Below are 21602 nucleotides of genomic sequence, written 5' to 3'. Positions count from 1 at the left end.
TCTGTTTCGGCAATTTTTCATCTTTTTGTACCAACAATGAACCAGCAAAAACCGTGCTGTTCTGGAGAGATCTAGCCTCCGGCTGCGCCGATACGCCCATCTCCGCGGTAGGTTCTGGCTCCTGCCAATGATTGTTGCCGTTTCGCCCTTCGTCTAAGACACAAGCCTCAGACATCAAGGCCACATTGGCCGATGCAGAAAACCAGACGAGGGAGACGAACGAAGGATGAAGCTTGTACGCTTTGGCGCGATCGGCGCCGAGAAGCCCGGCATGGTCGACAACAACGGCACAATTCGCGATCTATCCGCTCACGTGCCGGATTTTTCAGGTGCTCATCTCGCGCCAGAAGCGTTGGCAAAACTGCGGGACATCGATCCGGCAACGCTTCCTAAAGTTCCAGAGGGCACGCGCCTTGGTCCGCCTGTCGCGGATACGCATAACTTCATCGCCATTGGTCTCAACTATGCCGACCATGCCAAGGAGACCGGACAGGAGCTCCCGAGCGAGCCGATCCTGTTCAACAAGGCGACGACGTCGATCTGCGGCCCGTACGACGATGTGATCTACCCGAAAAATTCGCGCAATATGGATTGGGAATGCGAGATCGCATTCGTGATCGGCGCGCGCGCAAGTTACGTCGACGCGAAGGATTGGGCGAAATACATCGCCGGCTACACCATCTGCAACGACGTCTCTGAACGGAAATTTCAGGTCAAGCGCAATGGCCAATGGGTGAAGGGCAAATCGGCCGAGACGTTCGGCCCGATCGGACCCTGGCTGGTGACACCTGACGAACTGACCGACCCGCACAATCTTGCGATGTCGCTCGACGTCAATGGTGAACGCAAGCAAACCGGCTCAACCGCAACGATGATCTTCAAGATCCCGGAGCTGCTGGCCTATGTGACGGAATTTATGGTTCTCGTACCCGGCGATATCATTACGACGGGAACACCTCCCGGCGTCGGCAGCGCGAAGAAGCCGCCGGAATATCTCAAAGTCGGCGACGTAATGGAGTTGAGTATCGATCGGCTGGGGACCCAGAAACAAAAGGTCGTCGCCATTTCTGGCTAAGCGTCGCGAATTTTAAGACCGACTGAGGGGGCGTGGCGATAACGCCCGCCCTCGGCGACGCCTGCGCCGAGCTAGGTTCGATCTGGCTGTTGTCGACGTGGATTATCAGACTGATCGCAACCGAGAGCGCCGCCAGGAACGGAACGAAAAAATAGCGTGAGCCGCACATGGCCGGGTCCTTGCTCGGAAGCTCTGCACACGAAGGATCGAAGATACGGAAGGGATCGAGAATCCCAGCAGCATCGAATCAACTTCGATTCAACCCGACGTATACTGATGGAGCAAGTGTCGCAAAGCCACTATGCTTCGCCGTCATCGTAATCCCCAGGCCGAGGAAAAGGCCTGTTGAAAAGATCGGGCCTTGGGCGCATTGCCAGACGCTCGCGAATGAGATCCCAGGATTCCGGATCATTCAGGTCTAAGCGATCCAACTCATTCCGCACTAATTTCAACTGATCGCGCAGATCTTGCTCGCCAGGGCGCAGGCCGTCATCGAATTGCGCCGCATGTTCAATCTGTTGGATCAGGTTGTTGACCAGATCCAGTTCCGGAAACAGCAGGTAGTGCGCCTGATCCTCGCCGACGTAATCGTGCGCCCGGTCAAGAACAGCCTGCTTGAGTTTATGGCCGCCGGTCTGCGCCCGAAGCCGGTTGTACGTTTTGGTGAAATCCCGTTCCCAATCCTGTTCGAGTTCGCGAAGCAGCCGTCCCAGAACGCCGTTGTGCTTGGCATGTGCGTCGAGCGCGCGCCAAGCTTCGATGATGGCTTCCTTCGCGCCGGGAGCCGCGAACCGCTGGTCGACGATATCGGAATTCAGCCCGAACGCGCCAAGAAGTTCATTCCGATAGGAATGGAACAGCGCAAGCTGCTCCTCGGGACTCATAGCGGGAGGCAACGAAGGGCTCGGCTTTCCCAGTTGCTTCGGCTGGTCTGCGGTAAGCCTGGGTTTCTCGGCATCAAGCCGCCCGCCATCCTGCGGAAGCCGATCCGAAAGACGCGCACGTTCGTATCTGAGTTCGCGGGACTCAGGCGCGGTCGCGCGGATAATCAGCAGCGTTTCATAGAGCGCCGGGCGAATGTAGTAGCGATCTTCGATCTTCAAGTCAGGCGCCACAGCTTTCACCGTCGCGCCAGCATTCATCACGCGCCGAACGAGACGCGCATCGTCTTCGTCGCTGATTTCCGACAGCGTCACCATCGACGTGAAGCCATCGGTTTCGCGAATTGGCTCGAGAGAATTGAGCACGATTTCGGAATGCTCTTTCGGATGCGGCGCAAGCGCAGCCGAGACGAGCTGATCGAGCTTGGCGCGTTCCTTCGCACCCGCATCCGCCTTGAACTGACGGTCGACGACGCTCGAGAGATATTCGCGCAACTCGCTGCGAACCCGGTAGCGTTCCGGATTGTGGCTCAGCGTTTCGACGGCTCCGATATCGGCACCTGCCGTCAAAACCATACGCACGCGTTCCGCTGACGAGCGCTCCATCGCGCTCAGATCCGCAAGCGCCGAGAACCCATCATCGTTCGTGATGGGTCGCAGAGCCGTCAGGGTAAGCCACGCCGTCTCATAGGGTTGCGCACCAAGCGCCGCGTTGATCGTCGCTTCGAGTTGCGCGCCGGAGCGGGCACGGAAGCTCGGAATGTCGGAAAGCGGCGAACGCACCGCGTTGGCGCCAAACAGGCCCGACATGAAAATCAAGGCGTCGAGCCCGATCGCAATTGCAAGCGCCAGATAGGCAAGCCGGTTGCCATCCTGGAACGCATTGATCGTCACGACGAAGCGATGCGCTTTGTCATCGCGCGAAAGCTCGATCCGATTGATCTCGGTGCGCAGCGCGTCAGTATCGCCACTCGGCAGCGCGCTATCGGAAAGGCAGCGGCGAGCGAATGCGAAAAGTTCGTCCGTGGATTTATTGGCGACGAGCTTGTCGCCACCCGCGCACGTCTCGTTGAATACCTTGATGCCTGCTTCGAGCGCAAAGAGACCTGACGCTGCGTCCGCCGTCGTCTTCGGATCGCAATCGAGACTTGCGACTTGCGGTTTGGTCTCGGGCGTCGCGGAAAGCGCACCATAAATATCGCTGCACATCCGCTGCACGGTCGCGAGATGAGCGACCGTCGGATCAGCGCGAAATTCAGATTTGGCGCGCTCGAAGGCGGGCATGAAACGGGCCGGATCGACCTTCGGACCGGCATCTTCCTGACCAGCGTCTTCCGCCAGCTTGATCCGCTGTTCGGCCGTTTCAGCTTCGCCCTTATACTTCGCAAGATCGCCATCAAGCGTGGCAAGTTCCGTGTCGATGCTGGTCAGTCGCGTTTCCGCGCCGTTGAGACGCTTCTGCGCGTCTTTCATGCGCTCTCCGGCAATCTGCGCTGCTCCTTCGAGCATCGCGAGCTCGCTCATGCGCTGGCGATAGATCGGCCCTCGCCCGGCCTTCAATGTGCCTTCAACGCCCTTGCCTTCGGCCAGCGCTTCCACGCGCTTGGCGTCGACGTCTTTCATTTTCGCGTCGTAGTCGGATTTCTTCGCCGCATAGTCTGCAGCCAGCCCCGGCCGCTCGGCGGCGACGCGCGTCTTCTCTTCCATTAGCGAGGTCTTGCGACCGTCAAGCCCGGCCTGTCCGGCTTGGGCTGACGAGATCCGTTCCTGCTGTTCCTTGACGGCGCGGCGGCGCTCTTCGATCTGTTCGTTCACATAGCGCGTAATCGCGCCCTGAGATTGCGTTGCCGCTTGCGTGACGGCGTTGAGCTGTTTGTCGTAATCAGCCCAAGCGGGCGTCGTGAATAGTTCTTCCGCGAGCGCGCCGCGCCGGTGAGCGATCGCCTGCTCGATGTCGGACAATATGCCGGAAACCTGGTTTTGCGCTCTGAGTTCTGCCGCGCGCACGCGCTCAGACGCCGGAAAGATCGAGGTGAAGAAGCTGTCGAACGAGAAGAAAACGCTCGTTCCCATCGTTGCGAGAAACATCACCCACAGCATCGAATTGCGGATGATGATCCGCACCACCTGCACATACGGCCGCACGAGATCGCTCGCCGCATAAAGTGCGAATAGCGCGACCGCCAGAAGTCCGGCGCCGAGCATGAGGATTTTATCGCCGGTCTTCGACCATTCGATCGCATCGGCAGAGCCGGAGTTGACGTCCGCGCGCCCGGTCCACTGCAGAAACAGCACGAAGCCGACAACGAAAAACAGCACGCCGAGCCCGCTTCCGACCCACGGCTGAGCCGCTGGGCTGACCAGCGCCGATCCGCTCGGCCGGGTGCGCGAGTTCATGCCGGTCGCGAAGCTTTCGCCGATCAGCCAAGCAACGATCAGCATGATGCCCTGGATGCCGAACGTCACCATGCCGGAGAGCAGCGCCTCACCGGTGAAATTGTACATTCCTTCCCAGGTGCGCCACCCGGCGGCCACCGAGAGAACGATGCCCGTGGTGCCAAGCAATGCGAGGCGCCAGTTTGTGAAGACGGTCTCTTCGATCACGTTCCGCAACCGCCGCGCGACCCGTGTGCGCAGCAACAGCGCCAAGGCGCAGGCCAGGAATATCGCCAGCCCCAGCGGGCGCGCATTCTCGACCAGGTGATCGATCAAAAGCTTGAAGTCCATCGAGACGAGTTTCCCGGCTCCGGCTAGTGGCGAATCAATGTCGCGAGCTTGTCCAACATGCGTAGCTGAGCGGGCCGATTGGCGGCCAGAATAAGATTAAATAGGCTCTGGAAATGAAATTCTCACCAGAATTGCCGTCCGCTCCGGAAAAGGTTGCAAAGTGATGTGGGACATCGTGCCCCCGGATCAAGCGTTCCCGGTCAAAAATCCGTGCGCTGAGGCGTTGGCAATAGCTCCGATGAGCGCCATGTTATACTGTCCGCGGCGAATTATGGCGGGCCTGCATCGAAGGTCCGGCTCGGCGCCCAAAGGACGATCAAATGGCGAATACACGAACAGACGAGGAAAAAGCCCGCGAGCGCCTTAGGGTTTCGATGGACCGCGCCGTGGAGATCTTCTCCGAGCGCAATATCCGTTTCACAGATCTCCGCCGCAAGGTGTTCGAAGAGATAGCTTCAACGCGGGCCAGCGTCGGCGCGTATGAGGTTCTCGACCGGCTGGCGAAAAAAGGCACGCGCCTCGCTCCCATTTCGGTCTACCGGGCACTGGACGCGCTGCTGGAGGCCGGCGTCGTCCATCGGCTCGAAAGTAAGAATTCCTATTTCGCCTGCAATCGCCTGCATCACCCTCCGACGACGACGGGGCGCCGCCGCCCGATGTTCTTGAGCTGCGAAAAGTGCGGCGTCGTCCAGGAAGTGGACGGCGAACACATTTTTCACGCGATCGATGAGGCCGCCACCGGCGCCAAGTTTGAGCCGCGTGTCCGCTTCGTTGAAGTTTCAGGCACTTGCCAGGAATGTGCGAAGCGTCTGAAAATTTGATAATGATCGGGCTCTAGACCAGCGCCCGCGCGATCCATTGGAGATGACACCTGTGTTCACCCCTTTCCAGAGGCGTGCCCTAGTCCGTGCGCCTTCGGCTGAAGGAGAGGGCGGGCAGGCGGTCGGCTGCAGTTGTGGGCACGTTCACGCCAACGGCCATGGCCACGCTCAGCCTGCGCCGCCGCCGTCTGACGCGGCTTTGATATCCGCACGCGGCCTCAAGCTCACCATCGGCGGCCGCAAAATTTTGGACGCCATTGATCTCGACGTTTCTCCGGGTGAGATCGTTACGCTGATCGGTCCAAACGGCGCGGGCAAAACGACCCTGGTGAAGATCTTGCTCGGGATCGAGACGCCAGACCGCGGCACCATCAAGCGCCGCCCCGGAAAACGCATCGGTTATGTCCCACAGCGGTTCGAAGTCGATGCAACCATTCCGATGACGGTGGAAGCCTTTCTCTCTCTCGGGGGAACGGCCAGCGCCGCCGAAGTCAAAGCCGCTCTTGTCGAAGCAGGCGCGGAACGCGCGGCGCGCTCGCAGTTGTCGCGTCTCTCGGGCGGCGAAACGCAGCGCGTTCTGATTGCCCGGGCGCTGTTGCGCAAGCCGGACCTTCTTATTCTGGATGAACCCGCGCGCGGCGTCGATTTCACTGGCGAGGCCGAGCTTTACAAACTTCTGGCGCGCCTGCGCGATACGCACGGTCTCGGCATCCTTTTGGTCTCGCACGACCTTCACGTCGTCATGGCGAACAGCGACCGCGTGATCTGCCTGAACGGACACGTCTGCTGCTCCGGAAAGCCCGAGCACGTTTCGCAGCACGCCGCGTACGCGCGCATCTTCGGACCGCAAGGCGCAGACGCGCTCGGCGTCTACCGGCACCATCACGATCACGCACACGATATCTCGGGCGCCGCGCGTCCTCTCGATGCTTCAGACTCGACCGGGCGAGGCTCCTGAGTGTTCGAGTGGCCAGAGCCGTTCGTGATGCGCGCCTTCCTGGCGGCTGTCGGCCTCGCGGTCGTCGCTGCCCCGCTTGGCTGCATCGTCGTCTGGCGTCGCATGTCCTACGTCGGAGAGACGCTGGCGCAGGCCGGACTGCTCGGCGTGGCGCTGGGCCTTGCCGCCCAGATCGACCTTACCCTCGCCGTCATCGTGGCCGCCGTAGCCGCAGCAGCAGTGCTGACATTGCTCGGACGCCAACGCGTCGTTCCGCTGGATGCGGCGCTGGGATTGACTCATCACGGAACGCTGGCTCTCGGCATCGTTGCGATCGCGCTCGCGAAAAGTCCCGGCGTCGATCTCATGAGCTATCTCTTTGGCGATGTCTTTGCGGTGTCCCGTGGCGACCTCGTCTGGGTCTATGCCGGAGGCGCCGTTGTCCTCGCTGCCGTATTTTGGCTGTGGAAATCTCTTGTTCGCCTCGCACTGCATGAGGATCTTGCGACGGCAGAGGGGATTGACCCGCGGCTTCCACGCGCGGCATTCGATTTCCTGCTGGCGATTGTCATTGCGGTCGCGATGAAGATCGTCGGCGTCCTGCTGGTTATGGCGTTCCTGGTGGTTCCTGCCGTGGCCGCGCGTCCTCTCGCGTCTACGCCCGGCCGCATGGCCATTTTTGCGGCTATCATCGGCGTCATAAGTACGGTTTTGGGCCTCTGGCTGTCGCTTTCGAGCGATCTTCCGGGCGGCCCGAGCATCGTCATAGTCATGAGTGCTGTCGCGGCCATATCGCTGCTGGCAGGAAGCCGCAGACAAGGTTAGAACGTCCGCAGCGATCAACGAGGTTTAGAGATGTCGCTCGACGACGCCATCACGATGAAGCCGCGCCATATAACTGTCGCCGTCAAGGTTGGGTCCGTGACAGTGGGCGGCGGCGCTCCAGTCGTCGTTCAGTCGATGACGAACACCGATACGGCGGACATCGAAGGAACCGTCAAGCAAGTCGCCGATCTCGCGCGCGCCGGTTCAGAGCTTGTGCGCATCACGGTTGATCGCGACGAGGCCGCAAAGGCCGTGCCTTACATTCGCGACGCATTGCGCAAGCGCGGTGTCACGGTGCCGTTGGTCGGAGACTTCCACTACATCGGCCACAAGCTGCTCGCCGATCATCCCGATTGCGCCGAAGCGCTCGACAAGTATCGCATCAATCCCGGCAACGTCGGTTTCAAGGAAAAGCGCGACCGTCAGTTCGGCGCCATCATCGAAACCGCGATGCGCCACGACAAGCCCGTTCGCATCGGCGTCAACTGGGGTTCGCTCGATTCCGAACTGCTGACACATCTGATGGATGAAAACGCCAAGGCGGCCGCTCCGAAACCCGCACGCGCCGTCATGCACGAAGCGATGGTGCAATCCGCTTTGCTCTCGGCCGAGCGCGCGGAAGAAATGGGTCTGGACGCCAGCCGCATCATCGTTTCCGGCAAAGTCTCGGCCGTTCAGGATTTGATCGCGGTTTATCACATGCTGTCGCAGCGCAGCCGTTATGCGCTCCACCTGGGATTGACCGAAGCGGGTATGGGATCGAAGGGCATCGTCGCGTCGTCCGCTGCGATCGGCATTCTGCTTCAGCACGGCATCGGCGACACGATTCGCTTCTCGTTGACACCAGAGCCGGGCGGCGATCGTGCGCAGGAAGTTCGCGCCGCGCAGGAATTGTTGCAAACGATGGGCATGCGCTCGTTCGTTCCGGTCGTCGCAGCTTGCCCGGGCTGCGGACGCACAACGTCGACAGTCTTTCAGGAACTCGCACGCGACATCCAGAATATGATCCGGGACCGTATGCCGGACTGGAAGACGCAGTATCCGGGCGTCGAAACGCTGAACTTCGCGGTCATGGGCTGCATCGTAAACGGGCCGGGCGAAAGCAAACATGCTGACGTCGGCATCTCGCTTCCCGGGACCGGCGAGTCACCGGCCGCTCCGGTGTTCATCGACGGCAAGAAGGCCATGACGCTCCGCGGGCCGAACATCGCCGCCGACTTCAAGGCCATCGTCGAAGACTATATCGCCCGCCGCTTCGCCCCTTCGGAAATGGCCAGCACAACGGCGGCCGAATAACAGGCGGAAGCAGGACGCTCTGCTTTCCAATAGGTTAATTCATCTGCACGCCAGCAGTCCGTCAACTTTGCGGCCATCCTTTTCTCGCGCGACTGAAAGCCTTGCGTTAATCGGTTCGCCGGTAATTGCGCGATAATGGACCCGAATGGGTCCACCCGCGTTTGCCATGCCTGCACGGCCAGCGCCGGGAAGTCCGTCCGAGGTTCAAAGTCTGGGGATGATGTCTGCGATGAGCGACACCACTACGAACACGATCGACCGTCACCTCGTCATCGGCGCCGGGCCGGTCGGCCTCGCGATGGCGGCGGCGCTGAAAAAGCGCGATATCCCTTTCGACATCGTTGATGCAGGAAGTGGCGTTGGCGGCAACTGGCTGCACGGCGTCTATCGTTTCGCGCACATCGTCTCTTCCAAGAAGGCGACGGAATATACTGACTATCCGATGCCGGATGATTATCCGGATTTCCCTTCAGCCGACCAGATGCTGGCTTATCTGCAATCCTTCGCCAAGGATCGCGGACTGATGGAGCACGCGGAATTCAACAAGACGGTGTCGTCCGTCGTACCGGATACGAACGAACGCTGGCGCGTGACATTCGCGGACGGTGAATCGCGCGTCTACAAGGGCGTCCTCGTCTGCAACGGACATCACTGGGACAAGCGCTATCCCGACTTCCCCGGCACGTTCACCGGAGAGATGCTGCATTCGAAGGACTACCGCGATCCATCGCAGTTGAAAGGCAAGCGCGTGCTTGTCGTCGGCGGTGGAAACTCCGGCGTCGATATGGCGACCGACGCGGGCCGCTTTGGCGAAAGCTGCGATATCAGCTTAAAATCCGGCTATTGGTATTTGCCGAAAACATTTCTTGGCCGCCCCCTGACGGATATTCCGATTTGGGGTCTCCCGATATTCCTACAGCGCGCAATTCTGAAGACGATGGTGCGCTTCAGCATCGGAGATTATCGCCGTTACGGATTGCAGCGCCCGAACCACAAGATGTTCGAACGCCACCCGGCATTCGGAACCGATCTCTTGAATGCCATTCGCCTTGGCCGGGTTACGCCGCGCCCAGGAATTGAAAAGGCAGACGGCAATACGATCACCTTTGTCGACGGCACGACAGGAACGTACGATCTCGTGATAGCTGCAACGGGATTTTATGCGTCGTTCCCATTCCTGCCGGAAGGTCTCGTCAAAGTTGAGAACAACGTCGTGCAGGTTTACGGCGGCGCGTTTCCAGCTGGTTTGCGCGGGCTTTATATCGTTGGCTGGGCGCAGGCGCGTAACGGCTTCGGTCGCGTCGTCACGCCGTTGGCGGAACTCTACGCGCACATCATCAAGATGCAGGACGACTTTAATTTCCCGATCGGCAGCGTGATGGAGCAGTCATTCACGCAACGCTTGCCGACCACCCATCTCGTCGATCCGGAGAAGACGCGCCGCGAAATTCGCATGTCGTACTGGGTGCTTCCGCTGCTGAAATTGCGCGACAAACGAATGGCTCGAAACGAGCATTTAGCTGCGAAAAAGGGTCGCGAAATCGCAGGCGCCTAATTCAGTTTTCTGCATAAGCCGAGAATGCGGGCGATTCAAAATGCACCGCTATTGAGCACAAAATTAACTGCATATCTGCTTCCCGGCAGACGCGGCAGGATTGCCTTAATGGAACCGCAGATAGGGTTAAGCGTTAGGATGGGCAACAGGCTTTTTGCCAAGCTGAACGGGGAACTACGAATATGATTGCTAATGTGAAAGTGGCGCTGTTGGGCGGCGCGATGATGGCTATCGCAAGTGGCGCGGCTTCCGCTGCCGATCTCGGGCCGTATCAGCCTTACAACCCGCCGGCGCCGGAACCTGTAGTCAACTATCAGCCTTCGATCTGGGAAGGCGCCTACATTGGTGTGAACGGCGGCTACGGTTGGTCGAATTCAGGTTACGGCGAACCGTCGGGCGGATTTGGCGGCGCCCAGATCGGCTACAATTGGCAGCGTGATCGCTTCGTCTTCGGCGTTGAAGCCGACTTCCAAGGCGCTGACATCAGCGGCCATGAATTCGGTGCCTTCCACGAAGCGCGCAGCGACGTTGACTGGTTCTCGACCGTTCGTGGTCGCGCCGGTATCGCAAGCGGACCGTGGTTGCTCTACGCAACGGGCGGTGTCGCGTTCGCTGACATCGACAACCGCATCGCGTTCGACGACGGCACCAGCTTCCGCAAGGATGGTACGCGTACCGGTTACGTCGTCGGTGGTGGTCTCGAATACGCCCTCTCGCGCAACTGGACCATGAAGGCCGAATATCTCTACCTCGGCATGGGCAACGATAACCTCGTCAACGACGAAGGTTTTGAAACCCGCGTGAACAACGACATTCAGACGGTTCGCGTCGGTCTGAACTACAAGTTCTAACTTCCGATCCAAGACCAGTTGAAAAGCCGGTCCTCTTGTTAGCTGTCGCGATAGCCCATGTGGCGCGCGGCATCGGCAAGGGGACCGGCTTTTTCGCCAAACTGGGCAAGCGCGTCGACCGCCGAAGCAATCGAACGATCGAGATATGCGCGGGCGTCTTTCACGCCGAGCAATCCGACGAGCGTCGCTTTTCCAGCAGCCGCATCTTTGCCGGTCGCTTTGCCCACATCCGCGCTAGAACCTTCCGCATCCAGAAGATCGTCGCTTATCTGGAAGGCCACGCCGAGGTGCTCTCCATACGATTTGAGCGCAGCACGCGCTTCCGGTGAGGCCCCGCCGACGATCGCGCCCATCTCACAGCCCGCGGTGATGAGCCGTCCCGTTTTCATCGCCTGCAATCTCGTGATGTCCTCGACCGTTGACTTCGAAGCCGAGCCGAGATTGCCCGCCTCAAGGTCCAGCATCTGCCCGCCGACCATGCCGAGCGAGCCTGACGCAATCGCGAGCACAGACGTCAATTCGCATCGGACCGAGGGGTCCTGATGAAATTCAGAACTGCTTGTCAGTTCAAACGCCAACGCCTGCAACGCGTCGCCAACCAGGATGGCGGTCCATTCGTCGTAAGCCTTCCACACCGTTGGGCGTCCGCGGCGAAGTTCGTCGTTGTCCATCGCCGGGAGATCGTCGTGCACCAGCGAATAGCAGTGGATGCATTCAAGCGCCGCCCCTGCCGCCAGAGCGTGGTTGAGGGGAACATCAAACAACCGCGCACTTTCCGCGACGAGGAATGGACGAAACCGCTTTCCGCCTCCGAGAACAGCATGCCGAAGCGCTGCGGCCAGCCTGGGCGGCGCGCCAGCCGCCTCTTGCGCCGAAAGCGCATCCGCGAGAAAGGTTTCAATAGCCGTGGCAACATTGCCAAGCTGGGCAACAAATTGTGACACAAACCCCTCCTAAACGACCCGACGTCGGCTCGGCACTCACCATAGCCATTCTTCGATGATACCCGCCCGACGCGGTATCGCACCGCGATGGGCATAAGCAAAGCATGGAACGGCCGGACGAAATGCCAGGGCCCGTTGACACACCAAGTCCTCGAACGTCGCCGGAGCTGACCGAGCGGCCGAACACGGACGAAAATCCCCGATCCGCGTCGAAGTCGGCGCTTCTAGACGCCATAGCCGATCTCGCGGTCGCACCGGCCCTGCCCGAAATTACCGCGGCCGACGTTGATGCCCTTCGCATCGTTCTGAATGGCGTCGTCCCGCCCCGTCCTTTGCGCCCTGAAGCGTTCCGCATCGCGCCCGTGGCTGCGCCGACACCGCCGCCGGAGGCCGCCACGGAGCTGCAAAGCGCCACCGCGTCACCACCAAGGATCGGCACTCCGCCGCGACCCTTACTGCCGCGGATGTTTCTGCAACCCAAAACTCAAGCGGAAACCGTTTTACCTCCGCCCCCGCCGCCTCCGGTATTCGCGATCTTCCCGCCTTTGCCCGACCGGACGTTCGAGCGCCCATCTGTCGCCGCCACGCGCCAGCCCGTTCCTCCGTCTCTGGAACCGGCCCCTAAGCAGGCGCCGCCTCTAGCGCCCGCACCGCCAGTCTCGCTCGACCCGCTCTTCTCGGAAATCGATCGTGAAGCATCGGCGCGGGCGCAAACGGCCAGTGAAATGGCGGCGTCGTTCGAGGCGACCGAGCCCCAGTCAGAGCCAAAGCCCGACCCCGACCCCGCGCCGTCGCTAGCTTTCACTCCGCCGCCAGCGCCGCGCCCGCAGGTGACCCTCATTCCCGACCTCGGGCGTGAAATTCCGGGCATGCCGCGGTTCGAGCAGCCCTCATCGACGCCCGCGCCGCGGCTGGAAGCTCTGGTCGTGGACCCTGCCGCGCGTCCGGCGCGCATCGATCCGCCCATCACCGACCGGACGCAGGAAAACGAGAACGCCCCGCGCAGAAGCGTTTTCCGCCGCGTCCTGCGCGTGCTCGCACTGCTCATCTTTGGATGGCTAGCGTTGGTCCTTACGTTGATTGTTGTCTTCCGTTTCGTCGATCCGCCGGGCTCCTCGTTGATGCTCCAGCAATGGCTCGGCGGGCAGAAAATCACGCAGCGCTGGGTGCCAATCGAGGTCATGTCGCCCAACATTGTCCGCGCCGTGGTCGCGAGCGAGGACAACCACTTCTGCCAGCACTTCGGCATAGATTTCGGCGCACTGCGGGAGGCGTTCGAGGATGTGGGAACAGGACGCTCGCGCGGCGCCAGCACGATCTCGATGCAGGTGACGAAAAACCTGTTTCTCTGGCCGTCAAAAAGCTATGTGCGCAAATTCATCGAGTTTCCGCTGACCGTCGCCTTGGAAGCGGTCTGGCCCAAGCGTCGCATCCTGGAAGTCTATCTCAACATCGCCGAGTGGGGGCCTGGCATTTTCGGCATTCAGGCCGCTGCCCAGCACCACTTCGGGAAGTCGGCCGGAACATTGACGGCAGGCGAAGCTTCGCGCCTTGCTGCGGCTCTGCCCAACCCGCTCGCACGCAATCCGGCCCAGCCGGGTCGCGGAATGCAGCGCCTCGTCCGCGCGCTCCAGGTTCGGGCGAGAATGGCGCCAGCGAGCCAAATTGCCTGTGTCCAGCCCCTCCGGCGCATGTAATAGTAGGGCGACCGGCGGCCAATTGACGGGGCCGAACGAAGGGGACTGGCGTTTCCTCTCCGATATGCGTATAAGCCGCGCCCAAGGGCTCTGAGCGCGCTTTTCAGGTGGCGCCGGTCCGTTCAGCAATTCAACGTTCGGCGTTCCGCCGCATGTTTGCGGCCTCCCAAGCAATTGGTGCGGGGCCATATTTTGGAGCAAGACGATGGCAGTTCCGCGCAAGAAAACGTCCCCGATGAAGCGGGGCCAGCGCCGGTCTCATGACGCCCTGACGGCACCGGCCTATGTTGAGGACAAGGAAAGCGGTGAGCGCCGCCGTCCGCATCATATCGACCTGAAGTCGGGCAAGTATCGCGGCCGCCAGATTCTGCCGCCGGCCAGCGACGAGTAAGCAGGTTCTCCGAGAGATTTTGACACTGCCGAGGCTGGCGCCCTGTGCCGGCCTTGTTGCTGTGTGACAGCCTCCTCGCTTGGCAAATCACACCACCCATGGCAAAGAATCCTCACGGCCGTATCGGCCACCCTCTGGAGAGCTAAATGTCGATTAGAGCTATCCCGCTCCTGGTCTTCGCCTTCGTCCTCTACAACATCATCGTTCTCACCATGGGTGAGGACGCGCTTACCCGGCAGATTTTTGAAATCCGGTTGTTGAGCGGTGGAACGTGGCACTTCAACTGGGGTGATTTTATACTTCTGGTGACGCTCGTTCTTCTCTTCATTGAGATCGTGAAGTCGACATTCACCAGCACGTCGACATTGATCGACCATGCTCTTTCGATGATCGTATTCATTGCCGTCGGCGTCGAATTCCTGACAGTCGAACAGGCATCCACTTCGGTTTTCTTTTTGATCCTGGTCGCCACGATGATTGACGTCATCGGCGGTTATACAATCGGCATCCGCGTTGCACGTCGCGATTTAAGCATCGGCGCAGACCAGTAAAATCAGATATCCTTAGGCGGCGTCTATTGCCGCCTAAGGTAAATACTTGAATATATTGTAAGGTGTTCAATTTCTATTAAGTTGTTCTGCTTTAAGGTCCACGCTGCGGAAAAGATATTTCCGCCTGGTTTTACGCCACTTCGACGCTTCCGATCTGCACGCGGCTTCTTGTTGGTAGCCTCGTGAGCACGAACAAGCACGGCAACGAGGACAGTCATCTGCCTCCGATATCTGACGGTCATGATCCGGCAACGGAAACTGAAGGTCTCGATCTGGTCGGCGTCTCGTCCGACCGGGAGGAGACGGCCTACGCTTGGGATCTCGCGACTGGGACCATCATCTGGGAAGAGAACGCCGCGTCGATTATCGGCGTGAATGACATTCGCCAGATCGAAACCGGCGCCGCTTTCCATGCGCTGATCGCGCCGGAACATTTGTCCTCAAGGCTGGAAGTCTTTTCGCGAAGTGCGTCTGAGGGCGACCGCACGCGGGGCGTTCCCTATCGCATTCAGTACCGCCTTAATCCCGGCGGCCTTCGCAGCCGCAAGACGGTACGCGTCGAAGACCACGGATATTGGTGGCCAGGGCCCGATGGGCATCCGGTCCGCGCACGCGGCGTTATTCGCCTCATCCATGAGCGAGAGCTCGAACAGCAACGCCTCCTCATTCACAGCGATCTCGATGAGCTGACGGGCCAGTTGAATCGCATCCGCCTGACGGAAGCGCTGGGAACGGTGCTCAGCCGCGCAGAACGCGATCGCACGTCACACGGATTTCTCGTCGTCGCGGTCAACAACATGGCCGTCATCAACGACACGTTCGGTATCGAAACGGGCGATCAGGTGATTGCCGAGGTCGGCAAGCGGATCCGCGCCAAGATGCGTGGCGGCGATATTGTCGGGCGCTATTCGTCCAACAAGTTCGGCATCATCATGATGAATTGCGGAACCGCCGCTCTGCGCAGAGCGACCGACCGCTTCGTCAAGGTCATCCGGGAAACGACGATCAAGACGACAGCCGGCCAGCTTGCGGTGACGATATCCATCGGCGGCGTCGTTATTCCGGACCAGGCGAACGGCATCCAGGACGCACTCAATTTTGCGCTGCGCGCCCTCGATGCAGCCCGCGCAAAGCGCATCGATTGCGCCGTGCTCTATGAGCCGGAGTCGAGCGGCGATATTGCGCGCGTTCGCAGCAAGACGGTTGCGGACAGCGTCATCAGTGCGCTCGACAACAATCGCATGCGTCTCGCGCTGCAGCCGATCGTATCGGCCGCAACCGGAAAGCCGTCGATGTACGAATGCCTTCTGCGTATGCAGCGGCCGGATGGCCAGCTCATCGCTGCGGGAGATTTTGTGCCGATCGCGGAACAGCTCGGGCTTGCCCGCCTGATCGATCGCCGAACGCTGGAGCTTACGGTCGAGCTTTTGAAAAAGCACGAAGACCTCGTGCTGTCGCTCAACGTCTCCGGTCTGACGTGCGCGGATCAGGAGTGGTTGACGGCGCTTCGCCGTGTGACGGAAGGGCGAAAAAACCTTCTCAGCCGGATGATTGTCGAAATCACCGAGACGTCAGCAATCCAAGACCTGGATCAGTCTATCGCCTTCGTCGATACGCTGAAGGAATTAGGGTGCCGCGTCGCAATCGACGACTTCGGCGCGGGCTATACGTCCTTCAAGAATCTGAAGCTGCTGAACGTCGACATCGTCAAGATCGACGGCATCTTCGTGAAGAATCTCGCCGACGATACGAGCGATCAGATCTTCATCAAGACGATGGTCGACCTCGCGCGAACATTCGGAATGGAGACGGTCGCCGAGTGGGTCAGCGACGAGCACTCGGTCAAGTACCTGATGGACGTCGGCATCACATACCTGCAGGGCTTCTACTACGGGATGCCCATCGATGCCGACGACTACAAGAAACCCCAGCCCCCATCGGGCAGCGGTTCATTCGTAGGTTTAGGTTCGTGACTGAGAGAGCTTCTCGATTTTCTGCTGCATGGCAGAGAGCTGCGATTTCAGCTCGTTGAGTTCGTTGTGCTCGCCGCCGCTGGCGGGCGCGCTCTGAGCGGTTCCTGCCGCTTCGCCTTCGCCGGGCTTGGCACCTGAACGCGGCGGGCTGGCAGCCGCACCAAACGACGCCCACATCGACATCGCCTGCTCGAACATCGCCATGTTCTGGCGTGCTTGCTGCTGGTAAAATTCGAACGCTGCTGCTGGATTTGAAAACGCCGAAGCGAACTGTTCGCGGAAACGCGTTTGCTCTTTCGCCAGATGTTCGAGGCTGAACTGAAGGTAGCTCGGCACCATGCGAGCAATGCTGTCGTCGTAAAAACGAATGAGCTGGCGCAGGAACGGAATTGGCAACAACGCCTGACCGCCTTCGCGGCTTTCCTGCTCCACGATGATCTGGGTTAACACGGCATGTGTTAGATCATCGCCGTTCTTGGCGTCGTAAACCACAAAGTCACGATCGCCACGCACCATCTTTGCAAGATCTTCGAGCGTGACGTATGTGCTCGTCTCCGTGTTATAAAGCCGTCGGTTCGCATACTTCTTTACGACGACGGCTTCGCGCTTCGGAGCCTGGGCTTGCGGGTCGGGATTGGTCAACATTGCGGTCGCGTTCTCTTTCGATGGCGCTGAAGGTTATCTTGCTGCACTGCGGCAGCGTACCACACCGACGCCCCCGCTTGCCAGTCGATTCTGACACTCTTTTGGGCGGGGTTTGTCCTGCGCCTTTGGGCAGTCTAGGCAAGAGGTCGCAATTGCTGATTTTGCCCGCGCGCGAGTAGAGTGAATTGGTCTTCCGGCGGCTTCTGCACAGTCCGCATTTTGGAACGGCATCAGACAAATCAATAACGTGCAGTTGCCCAGGGAGGGGCCGAAATGAGCCAGGATGCTTCGACAATCGTAATCGCAAGTGCCGCGCGCACACCCGTTGGCTCATTCAACGGCGCTCTGTCAACGCTGCCTGCTTCGAAGCTGGGTGAAATCGCCATTAAGGCCGCCTTGCAGCGTGCGAATGTACAGCCCGGTGACGTCTCGGAAGTTATTCTCGGCCAGGTTCTGACCGCGGCACAGGGCCAGGGCCCTGCGCGTCAGGCGTCCGTTGGCGCTGGCGTTCCCGTCGATGCTCCGGCCTGGGGCATCAATCAGATTTGCGGATCGGGTCTGCGCGCTGTCGCTCTCGGCATGCAGCAGATTTTGACCGGTGACGCGAAGATCGTCGTCGCTGGTGGCCAGGAAAGCATGAGCCAGTCGAACCATGCGTCGCACATGCGCAATGGTACCAAGATGGGCGACGTGAAGTTCACCGACACAATGGTCAAAGACGGCCTGTGGGACGCTTTCAACAACTACCACATGGGCACGACCGCAGAGAACGTTGCGCGCCAGTGGCAGATCACGCGCGAAGATCAGGACAAGTTCGCCGTCGCTTCGCAGAACAAGGCCGAAGCCGCACGCAAGGCTGGCAAGTTCAAGGATGAGATCGCGCCCGTCACCATCAAGGGCAAGAAGGGCGACACCGTCGTCGACCAGGACGAGTACATCAAGGAAGGCGTCACGATCGACTCGATCGCGAAGCTTCGTCCCGCATTCGATCCGAAGGAAGGCACCGTCACGGCCGCGAACGCTTCGGGCATCAATGACGGCGCCGCCGTGGTTGTTCTGATGACGGCCGAAGAAGCCAAGAAGCGCAACATCAAGCCGCTCGCACGCATCGTGTCCTGGGCATCGACCGGCGTCGATCCGTCGATCATGGGAACCGGCCCGATCTCCGCTTCGAAAAAGGCGCTCGAGAAGGCTGGCTGGACGATCAACGATCTCGATCTCATCGAAGCCAACGAGGCATTCGCTGCACAGGCACTCGCCGTGAACAAAGGCCTCGGCTGGGATACTGAGAAGGTCAACGTCAACGGCGGTGCGATTGCTATCGGCCACCCGATCGGCGCTTCGGGCGCGCGCATCCTGAACACGCTGTTGTTCGAAATGCAGCGCCGCGATGCCAAGAAGGGCCTCGCAACGCTGTGCATCGGCGGCGGCATGGGCGTCGCTATGTGCGTCGCTCGCGACTAACGAAATTCGCATTCCTCACGCAGCCGGATTGAAGCGAGCGGCTGCGTGAGTCCTCGCACTCGCAAATCTCATAAAAAATTTTAGGGAGAGAAGTTATGGCACGAGTTGCCCTCGTAACCGGAGGCACGCGCGGCATCGGCCACGCAGTCTCGATCGCACTCAAGAGCGCCGGTTTTCGCGTCGCGGCGAGCTACGCCGGAAACGATGCCGCCGCACAGGCCTTCCAGGCTGAAACGGGAATCCCCGTCTACAAGTTCGACGTCTCCAATTTCGAGGCAACAGAGAAGGCTGTGCAGCAGATCGTCAAGGACCTCGGCCCGATCGAAGTGCTCGTGAACAATGCCGGTATCACGCGCGATACCATGTTCCACAAGATGACGAAGCAGCATTGGGATGAGGTGATCGGCACCAACCTCAATGGTCTCTTCAACGTGACCCGTCAGGTCTGGGAAAGTATGCGCGCCAAGAAGTTCGGCCGCGTCATCAACATCTCGTCGATCAACGGCCAGAAGGGTCAGATGGGCCAGGTGAACTATTCCGCGTCTAAGGCCGGAGACCTCGGCTTCACGAAGGCGCTGGCACAGGAAGGCGCGCGCGCTGGCATCACCGTCAACGCGATCTGCCCCGGCTACATCGCAACTGAGATGGTCAAGGCGATCCCGCAAGACGTTCTCGACAAGGCTATCCTTCCGCAGATCCCCGTCGGCCGCCTCGGCGAGCCGCACGAGATCGCACGCTGCGTGGTGTTCCTTGCGTCCGACGATGCAGGCTTCATCACCGGTTCGACGATCACGGCCAACGGCGGTCAGTACTTCGCCTGATCTCGTCGCTGCGGTTCGCAGCGTCACCGTGAAAAGATTAGGGGCAGGTTCCTGGTGGAACCTGCCCCTTTTGTTTTCTGAAGTCGCAAGAGCGAACGAACACCGCCGTTCGCCTTTCAATCAACTGGCGCGGAAGCGAGATCGGACGATGCGCGGAAACTCTTCTTCAGCCTGATTTTGCGGATAAGCGTTCGCACGTTCAGCTTCGCGCTGCTCGGCAACATGCTGGCGGCTTTCTTCGAGGTTCCACCACTTGTCACCGCTCTGCGGCGCTGCTGCTGAGGTCGGTGCAGCGCGCTGCTGCGGAGCCTGAGGAGCAGCGTTGCCCCGACCGTACGACGGCGCAGCTCGCGCGGCGCTCTGATGCGGCGCAGAGAACCATGCTTCCACCAGATCGAGTTCGTCGACCGACAGATTCAAGCCCTGACTCCGGCAACGCGCCACGACGAAATTGCGGAAGCGGCTCGCGAACAGGCCAGCCGACGAACCTTGCTCGAACCACGGATCGCTTTCGCTCACGACGTCATAGATGAAGCGCAGGTCGTCACGCTTGATGTCGAGACCGAATTCGCGCGCGCGCTGGGTGATGTTGACCAGCGTCTGTGCGCCCTGCAGGCCGTTCGCAGTCAACTCTTGGGCCATCACATCAAACAGCACGCGATATTCTGCGGGAGCCAAAGCAGGCGCCTGGCAAGCCTCGTGAATACGAGCGATCGACTGCTGGATCTGTGTTGCCTGATCCGGGCTGCGCGTCGGCGCCGACGGTTGCAATGATGTTTGCTGAGGGGCCGCGCGCGACGGATCACGCACCGGTTCCGAACCGTAGGGCGAAGGCGACGCCTGTTGCGGCTGCTGCCGCGGCGCAACGTTCTGGTTCGGCGCCGACGGAACGCGATCCGGAGCGTGGCCCTGTGGGCGTGTCGAGCTCATCGGCGGCGCTGGAGGCGCACTCTGCGCCGGTTGAGAATAGCGCTGCTGCGGTTGCGGTTGCGGTTGCTGCTGCGGCGTCGAATGGAAAGCGCTCTGTGGCGCTGGCTGCGGACGCGCCTGCTGAGGCGGCGACTGCGGCGGTGCCATCGTCTTCTGCACGCTCGGCAGCGTTTCGCGAGCAACGGGCCTCTCGATTGGACGCGCAGGCTCGCGCGGCACCTCGCGCTGGTTCTGCTCTGAAGCAGGCAGCGCCAATTGCGGCGCGATCAGACCCGAAGCCGAAATGTGCCGGTTGCCGTCGAACACAGTGTACGGTGCCGTATCGCTCAAGTGAATATCGTCTGGAAGATCGGCCAGCAGAAGATCGCGGAACGATCCATGCCCACCCCAGTTGGTGCCGATCGTCTTGTCACGGCCAACAACACGCACGGAACGATCCGCGAGTGTCTCGAGCGGCACGGCCTGCGGAGCGTTGCGGACAAAGTCGATCACTTCGCCGAGGATGGCTTTGCGCGCCGCCTCAACGTCGATGGCAGGCTGCGGTGCTTGCGCGATCTCGCGCGGGCTCTCGCCGGAGATGGCAGCACGGCTGGTCAACAGCGCCAGCAGATCCGACTCGCGGACTTCGCCATCGCTGATCGCCGTATAAGGCTGCGCTGTGTGGTCGTTTGCAAACACGACGGTGCGACGGGCGTGAGCGCGCAACCTGTGCAGCAGCGGCGTGAAATCCGCATCGCCCGAAAGAATGATGAACTCGTCGAAGAACGTCTCGTGATTGAGAATGTCGCGAACGTCCATCACGATGCGGATATCAGCCGAGTTCTTCAACTGCGCCGTCAGCGGCGGGCAGTCGATGACTTCGAACCCTGAACGCAGGAAGTGATGCCGGATGAACGGAAACGAATTCATGTCCGTGGAATTGTCATGCGTATTCCGCCGCGGAACCGGATTTCCGTAGCAACGGTTCATGGCGATGCGCCGCTGCGTGGGAGCGGTGAACGGCGAGGTGGAGGTAATCAGCTCGCCCGAAGCAATACCTTGCAGCCAGACTCCGCAGTCCTTGGCGAACCGCTTCGCAGCGTCTTCGTTTTTGCGCTTCAGCGAAAGATAGATGTTGTCATAGTCGACGAACACCGTGGTGAGGACGGGTCCTGAGGACTCGCGTTTCATGGACTTATTACCCCCGAGAAGCGGAACTTGATTCGCTATCACTGTCGA

General features: G+C 60.3%; 17 protein-coding genes. 13 read left to right on the top strand and 4 right to left on the bottom strand.

Translation table 11 applies throughout. The features are described from left to right. Positions 1-226: 226 nt before the first annotated feature. A complete protein-coding gene (locus DLM45_RS05880; protein ID WP_181336253.1) occupies positions 227-1075 on the top strand; it encodes a fumarylacetoacetate hydrolase family protein in 849 nt (282 codons plus the stop codon). Positions 1076-1374: 299 nt separating this feature from the next. Here DLM45_RS05880 and DLM45_RS05875 read toward each other — a convergent pair whose 3' ends face one another. Continuing rightward, on the bottom strand, positions 1375-4683 hold the full coding sequence (locus DLM45_RS05875) for a coiled-coil domain-containing protein (RefSeq protein WP_181336252.1): 3309 nt from the start codon (positions 4681-4683) through the stop codon (positions 1375-1377). Positions 4684-5003: 320 nt separating this feature from the next. On the opposite strand from DLM45_RS05875, the gene DLM45_RS05870 reads away from it, so the two are divergent. The 6 genes from DLM45_RS05870 (at position 5004) to DLM45_RS05845 (ending at position 10968) form a co-directional block, all read left to right on the top strand. Continuing rightward, a complete protein-coding gene (locus DLM45_RS05870; protein WP_181336251.1) occupies positions 5004-5504 on the top strand; it encodes a Fur family transcriptional regulator in 501 nt (166 codons plus the stop codon). A gap of 43 nt (positions 5505-5547) precedes the next feature. Next, positions 5548-6462 (top strand): ATP-binding cassette domain-containing protein, encoded by a 915-nt coding sequence (locus DLM45_RS05865; protein ID WP_181336250.1) that lies wholly within the window; start codon positions 5548-5550, stop codon positions 6460-6462. Next, complete coding sequence (locus DLM45_RS05860; protein WP_181336249.1) at positions 6463-7266, top strand: metal ABC transporter permease; 804 nt, start codon at positions 6463-6465, stop codon at positions 7264-7266. Positions 7267-7296: 30 nt separating this feature from the next. Continuing rightward, positions 7297-8562, top strand: a complete 1266-nt coding sequence (gene ispG / locus DLM45_RS05855) for a flavodoxin-dependent (E)-4-hydroxy-3-methylbut-2-enyl-diphosphate synthase (RefSeq protein ID WP_181336248.1) — start codon at positions 7297-7299, stop codon at positions 8560-8562. A 229-nt stretch (positions 8563-8791) separates the two neighbouring features. Further along, the gene (locus DLM45_RS05850) at positions 8792-10117 is read left to right on the top strand and encodes a flavin-containing monooxygenase (protein ID WP_181336247.1); all 1326 of its coding nucleotides are present in this window, start codon (positions 8792-8794) and stop codon (positions 10115-10117) included. 182 nt (positions 10118-10299) lie between these two features. Continuing rightward, a complete protein-coding gene (locus tag DLM45_RS05845; protein WP_181336246.1) occupies positions 10300-10968 on the top strand; it encodes an outer membrane protein in 669 nt (222 codons plus the stop codon). A 38-nt stretch (positions 10969-11006) separates the two neighbouring features. On the opposite strand, the gene DLM45_RS05840 is transcribed toward DLM45_RS05845, so the two are convergent. Beyond that, positions 11007-11912, bottom strand: coding sequence for a farnesyl diphosphate synthase (locus tag DLM45_RS05840; RefSeq protein WP_181336245.1), 906 nt, complete (start codon positions 11910-11912; stop codon positions 11007-11009). 122 nt (positions 11913-12034) lie between these two features. Between DLM45_RS05840 and mtgA the strand changes: the two genes are divergently transcribed. The 4 genes from mtgA to DLM45_RS05820 all read left to right on the top strand — a co-directional run bounded on the left by mtgA (position 12035) and on the right by DLM45_RS05820 (position 16524). Next, positions 12035-13609 carry a monofunctional biosynthetic peptidoglycan transglycosylase gene (mtgA, locus tag DLM45_RS16475; RefSeq protein ID WP_246317171.1) on the top strand — a complete coding sequence of 525 codons (1575 nt, stop codon included), beginning with the start codon at positions 12035-12037 and terminating at the stop codon, positions 13607-13609. 205 nt (positions 13610-13814) lie between these two features. Continuing rightward, positions 13815-14000, top strand: coding sequence for a 50S ribosomal protein L32 (gene rpmF / locus DLM45_RS05830; protein ID WP_181336244.1), 186 nt, complete (start codon positions 13815-13817; stop codon positions 13998-14000). Between the two features lie 146 nt (positions 14001-14146). Next, positions 14147-14551: a hypothetical protein gene (locus DLM45_RS05825; RefSeq protein ID WP_181336243.1), complete on the top strand. Its 405-nt coding sequence runs from the start codon at positions 14147-14149 to the stop codon at positions 14549-14551. Positions 14552-14733: 182 nt separating this feature from the next. Continuing rightward, positions 14734-16524, top strand: a complete 1791-nt coding sequence (locus tag DLM45_RS05820) for an EAL domain-containing protein (protein WP_181336242.1) — start codon at positions 14734-14736, stop codon at positions 16522-16524. On the opposite strand, the gene phaR is transcribed toward DLM45_RS05820, so the two are convergent. After that, the gene (gene phaR, locus DLM45_RS05815; protein ID WP_181336241.1) at positions 16513-17169 is read right to left on the bottom strand and encodes a polyhydroxyalkanoate synthesis repressor PhaR; all 657 of its coding nucleotides are present in this window, start codon (positions 17167-17169) and stop codon (positions 16513-16515) included. The genes DLM45_RS05820 and phaR overlap by 12 nt on opposite strands. Positions 17170-17442: 273 nt before the next feature. Here phaR and DLM45_RS05810 point away from each other — a divergent pair, with 273 nt between their 5' ends. Together DLM45_RS05810 and phbB are read left to right on the top strand one after the other, a co-directional pair. Beyond that, complete coding sequence (locus tag DLM45_RS05810; RefSeq protein WP_181336240.1) at positions 17443-18633, top strand: acetyl-CoA C-acetyltransferase; 1191 nt, start codon at positions 17443-17445, stop codon at positions 18631-18633. A gap of 95 nt (positions 18634-18728) precedes the next feature. Beyond that, on the top strand, positions 18729-19454 hold the full coding sequence (phbB, locus tag DLM45_RS05805) for an acetoacetyl-CoA reductase (RefSeq protein ID WP_181336239.1): 726 nt from the start codon (positions 18729-18731) through the stop codon (positions 19452-19454). Positions 19455-19574: 120 nt separating this feature from the next. Here the strand turns inward: phbB and DLM45_RS05800 are convergent, their stop codons facing one another. Further along, entirely contained in the window at positions 19575-21554 is a 1980-nt protein-coding gene (locus tag DLM45_RS05800; RefSeq protein ID WP_181336238.1) for an NYN domain-containing protein, read from the bottom strand. Positions 21555-21602 lie beyond the last annotated feature (48 nt).

This window comes from Hyphomicrobium methylovorum (genome assembly GCF_013626205.1).
GTDB classification, from domain to species: Bacteria; Pseudomonadota; Alphaproteobacteria; order Rhizobiales; family Hyphomicrobiaceae; genus Hyphomicrobium_B; species Hyphomicrobium_B methylovorum.
Note: the sequence above shows the minus strand (reverse complement) of the source record. Positions and strands in the feature narration are given on the sequence as shown.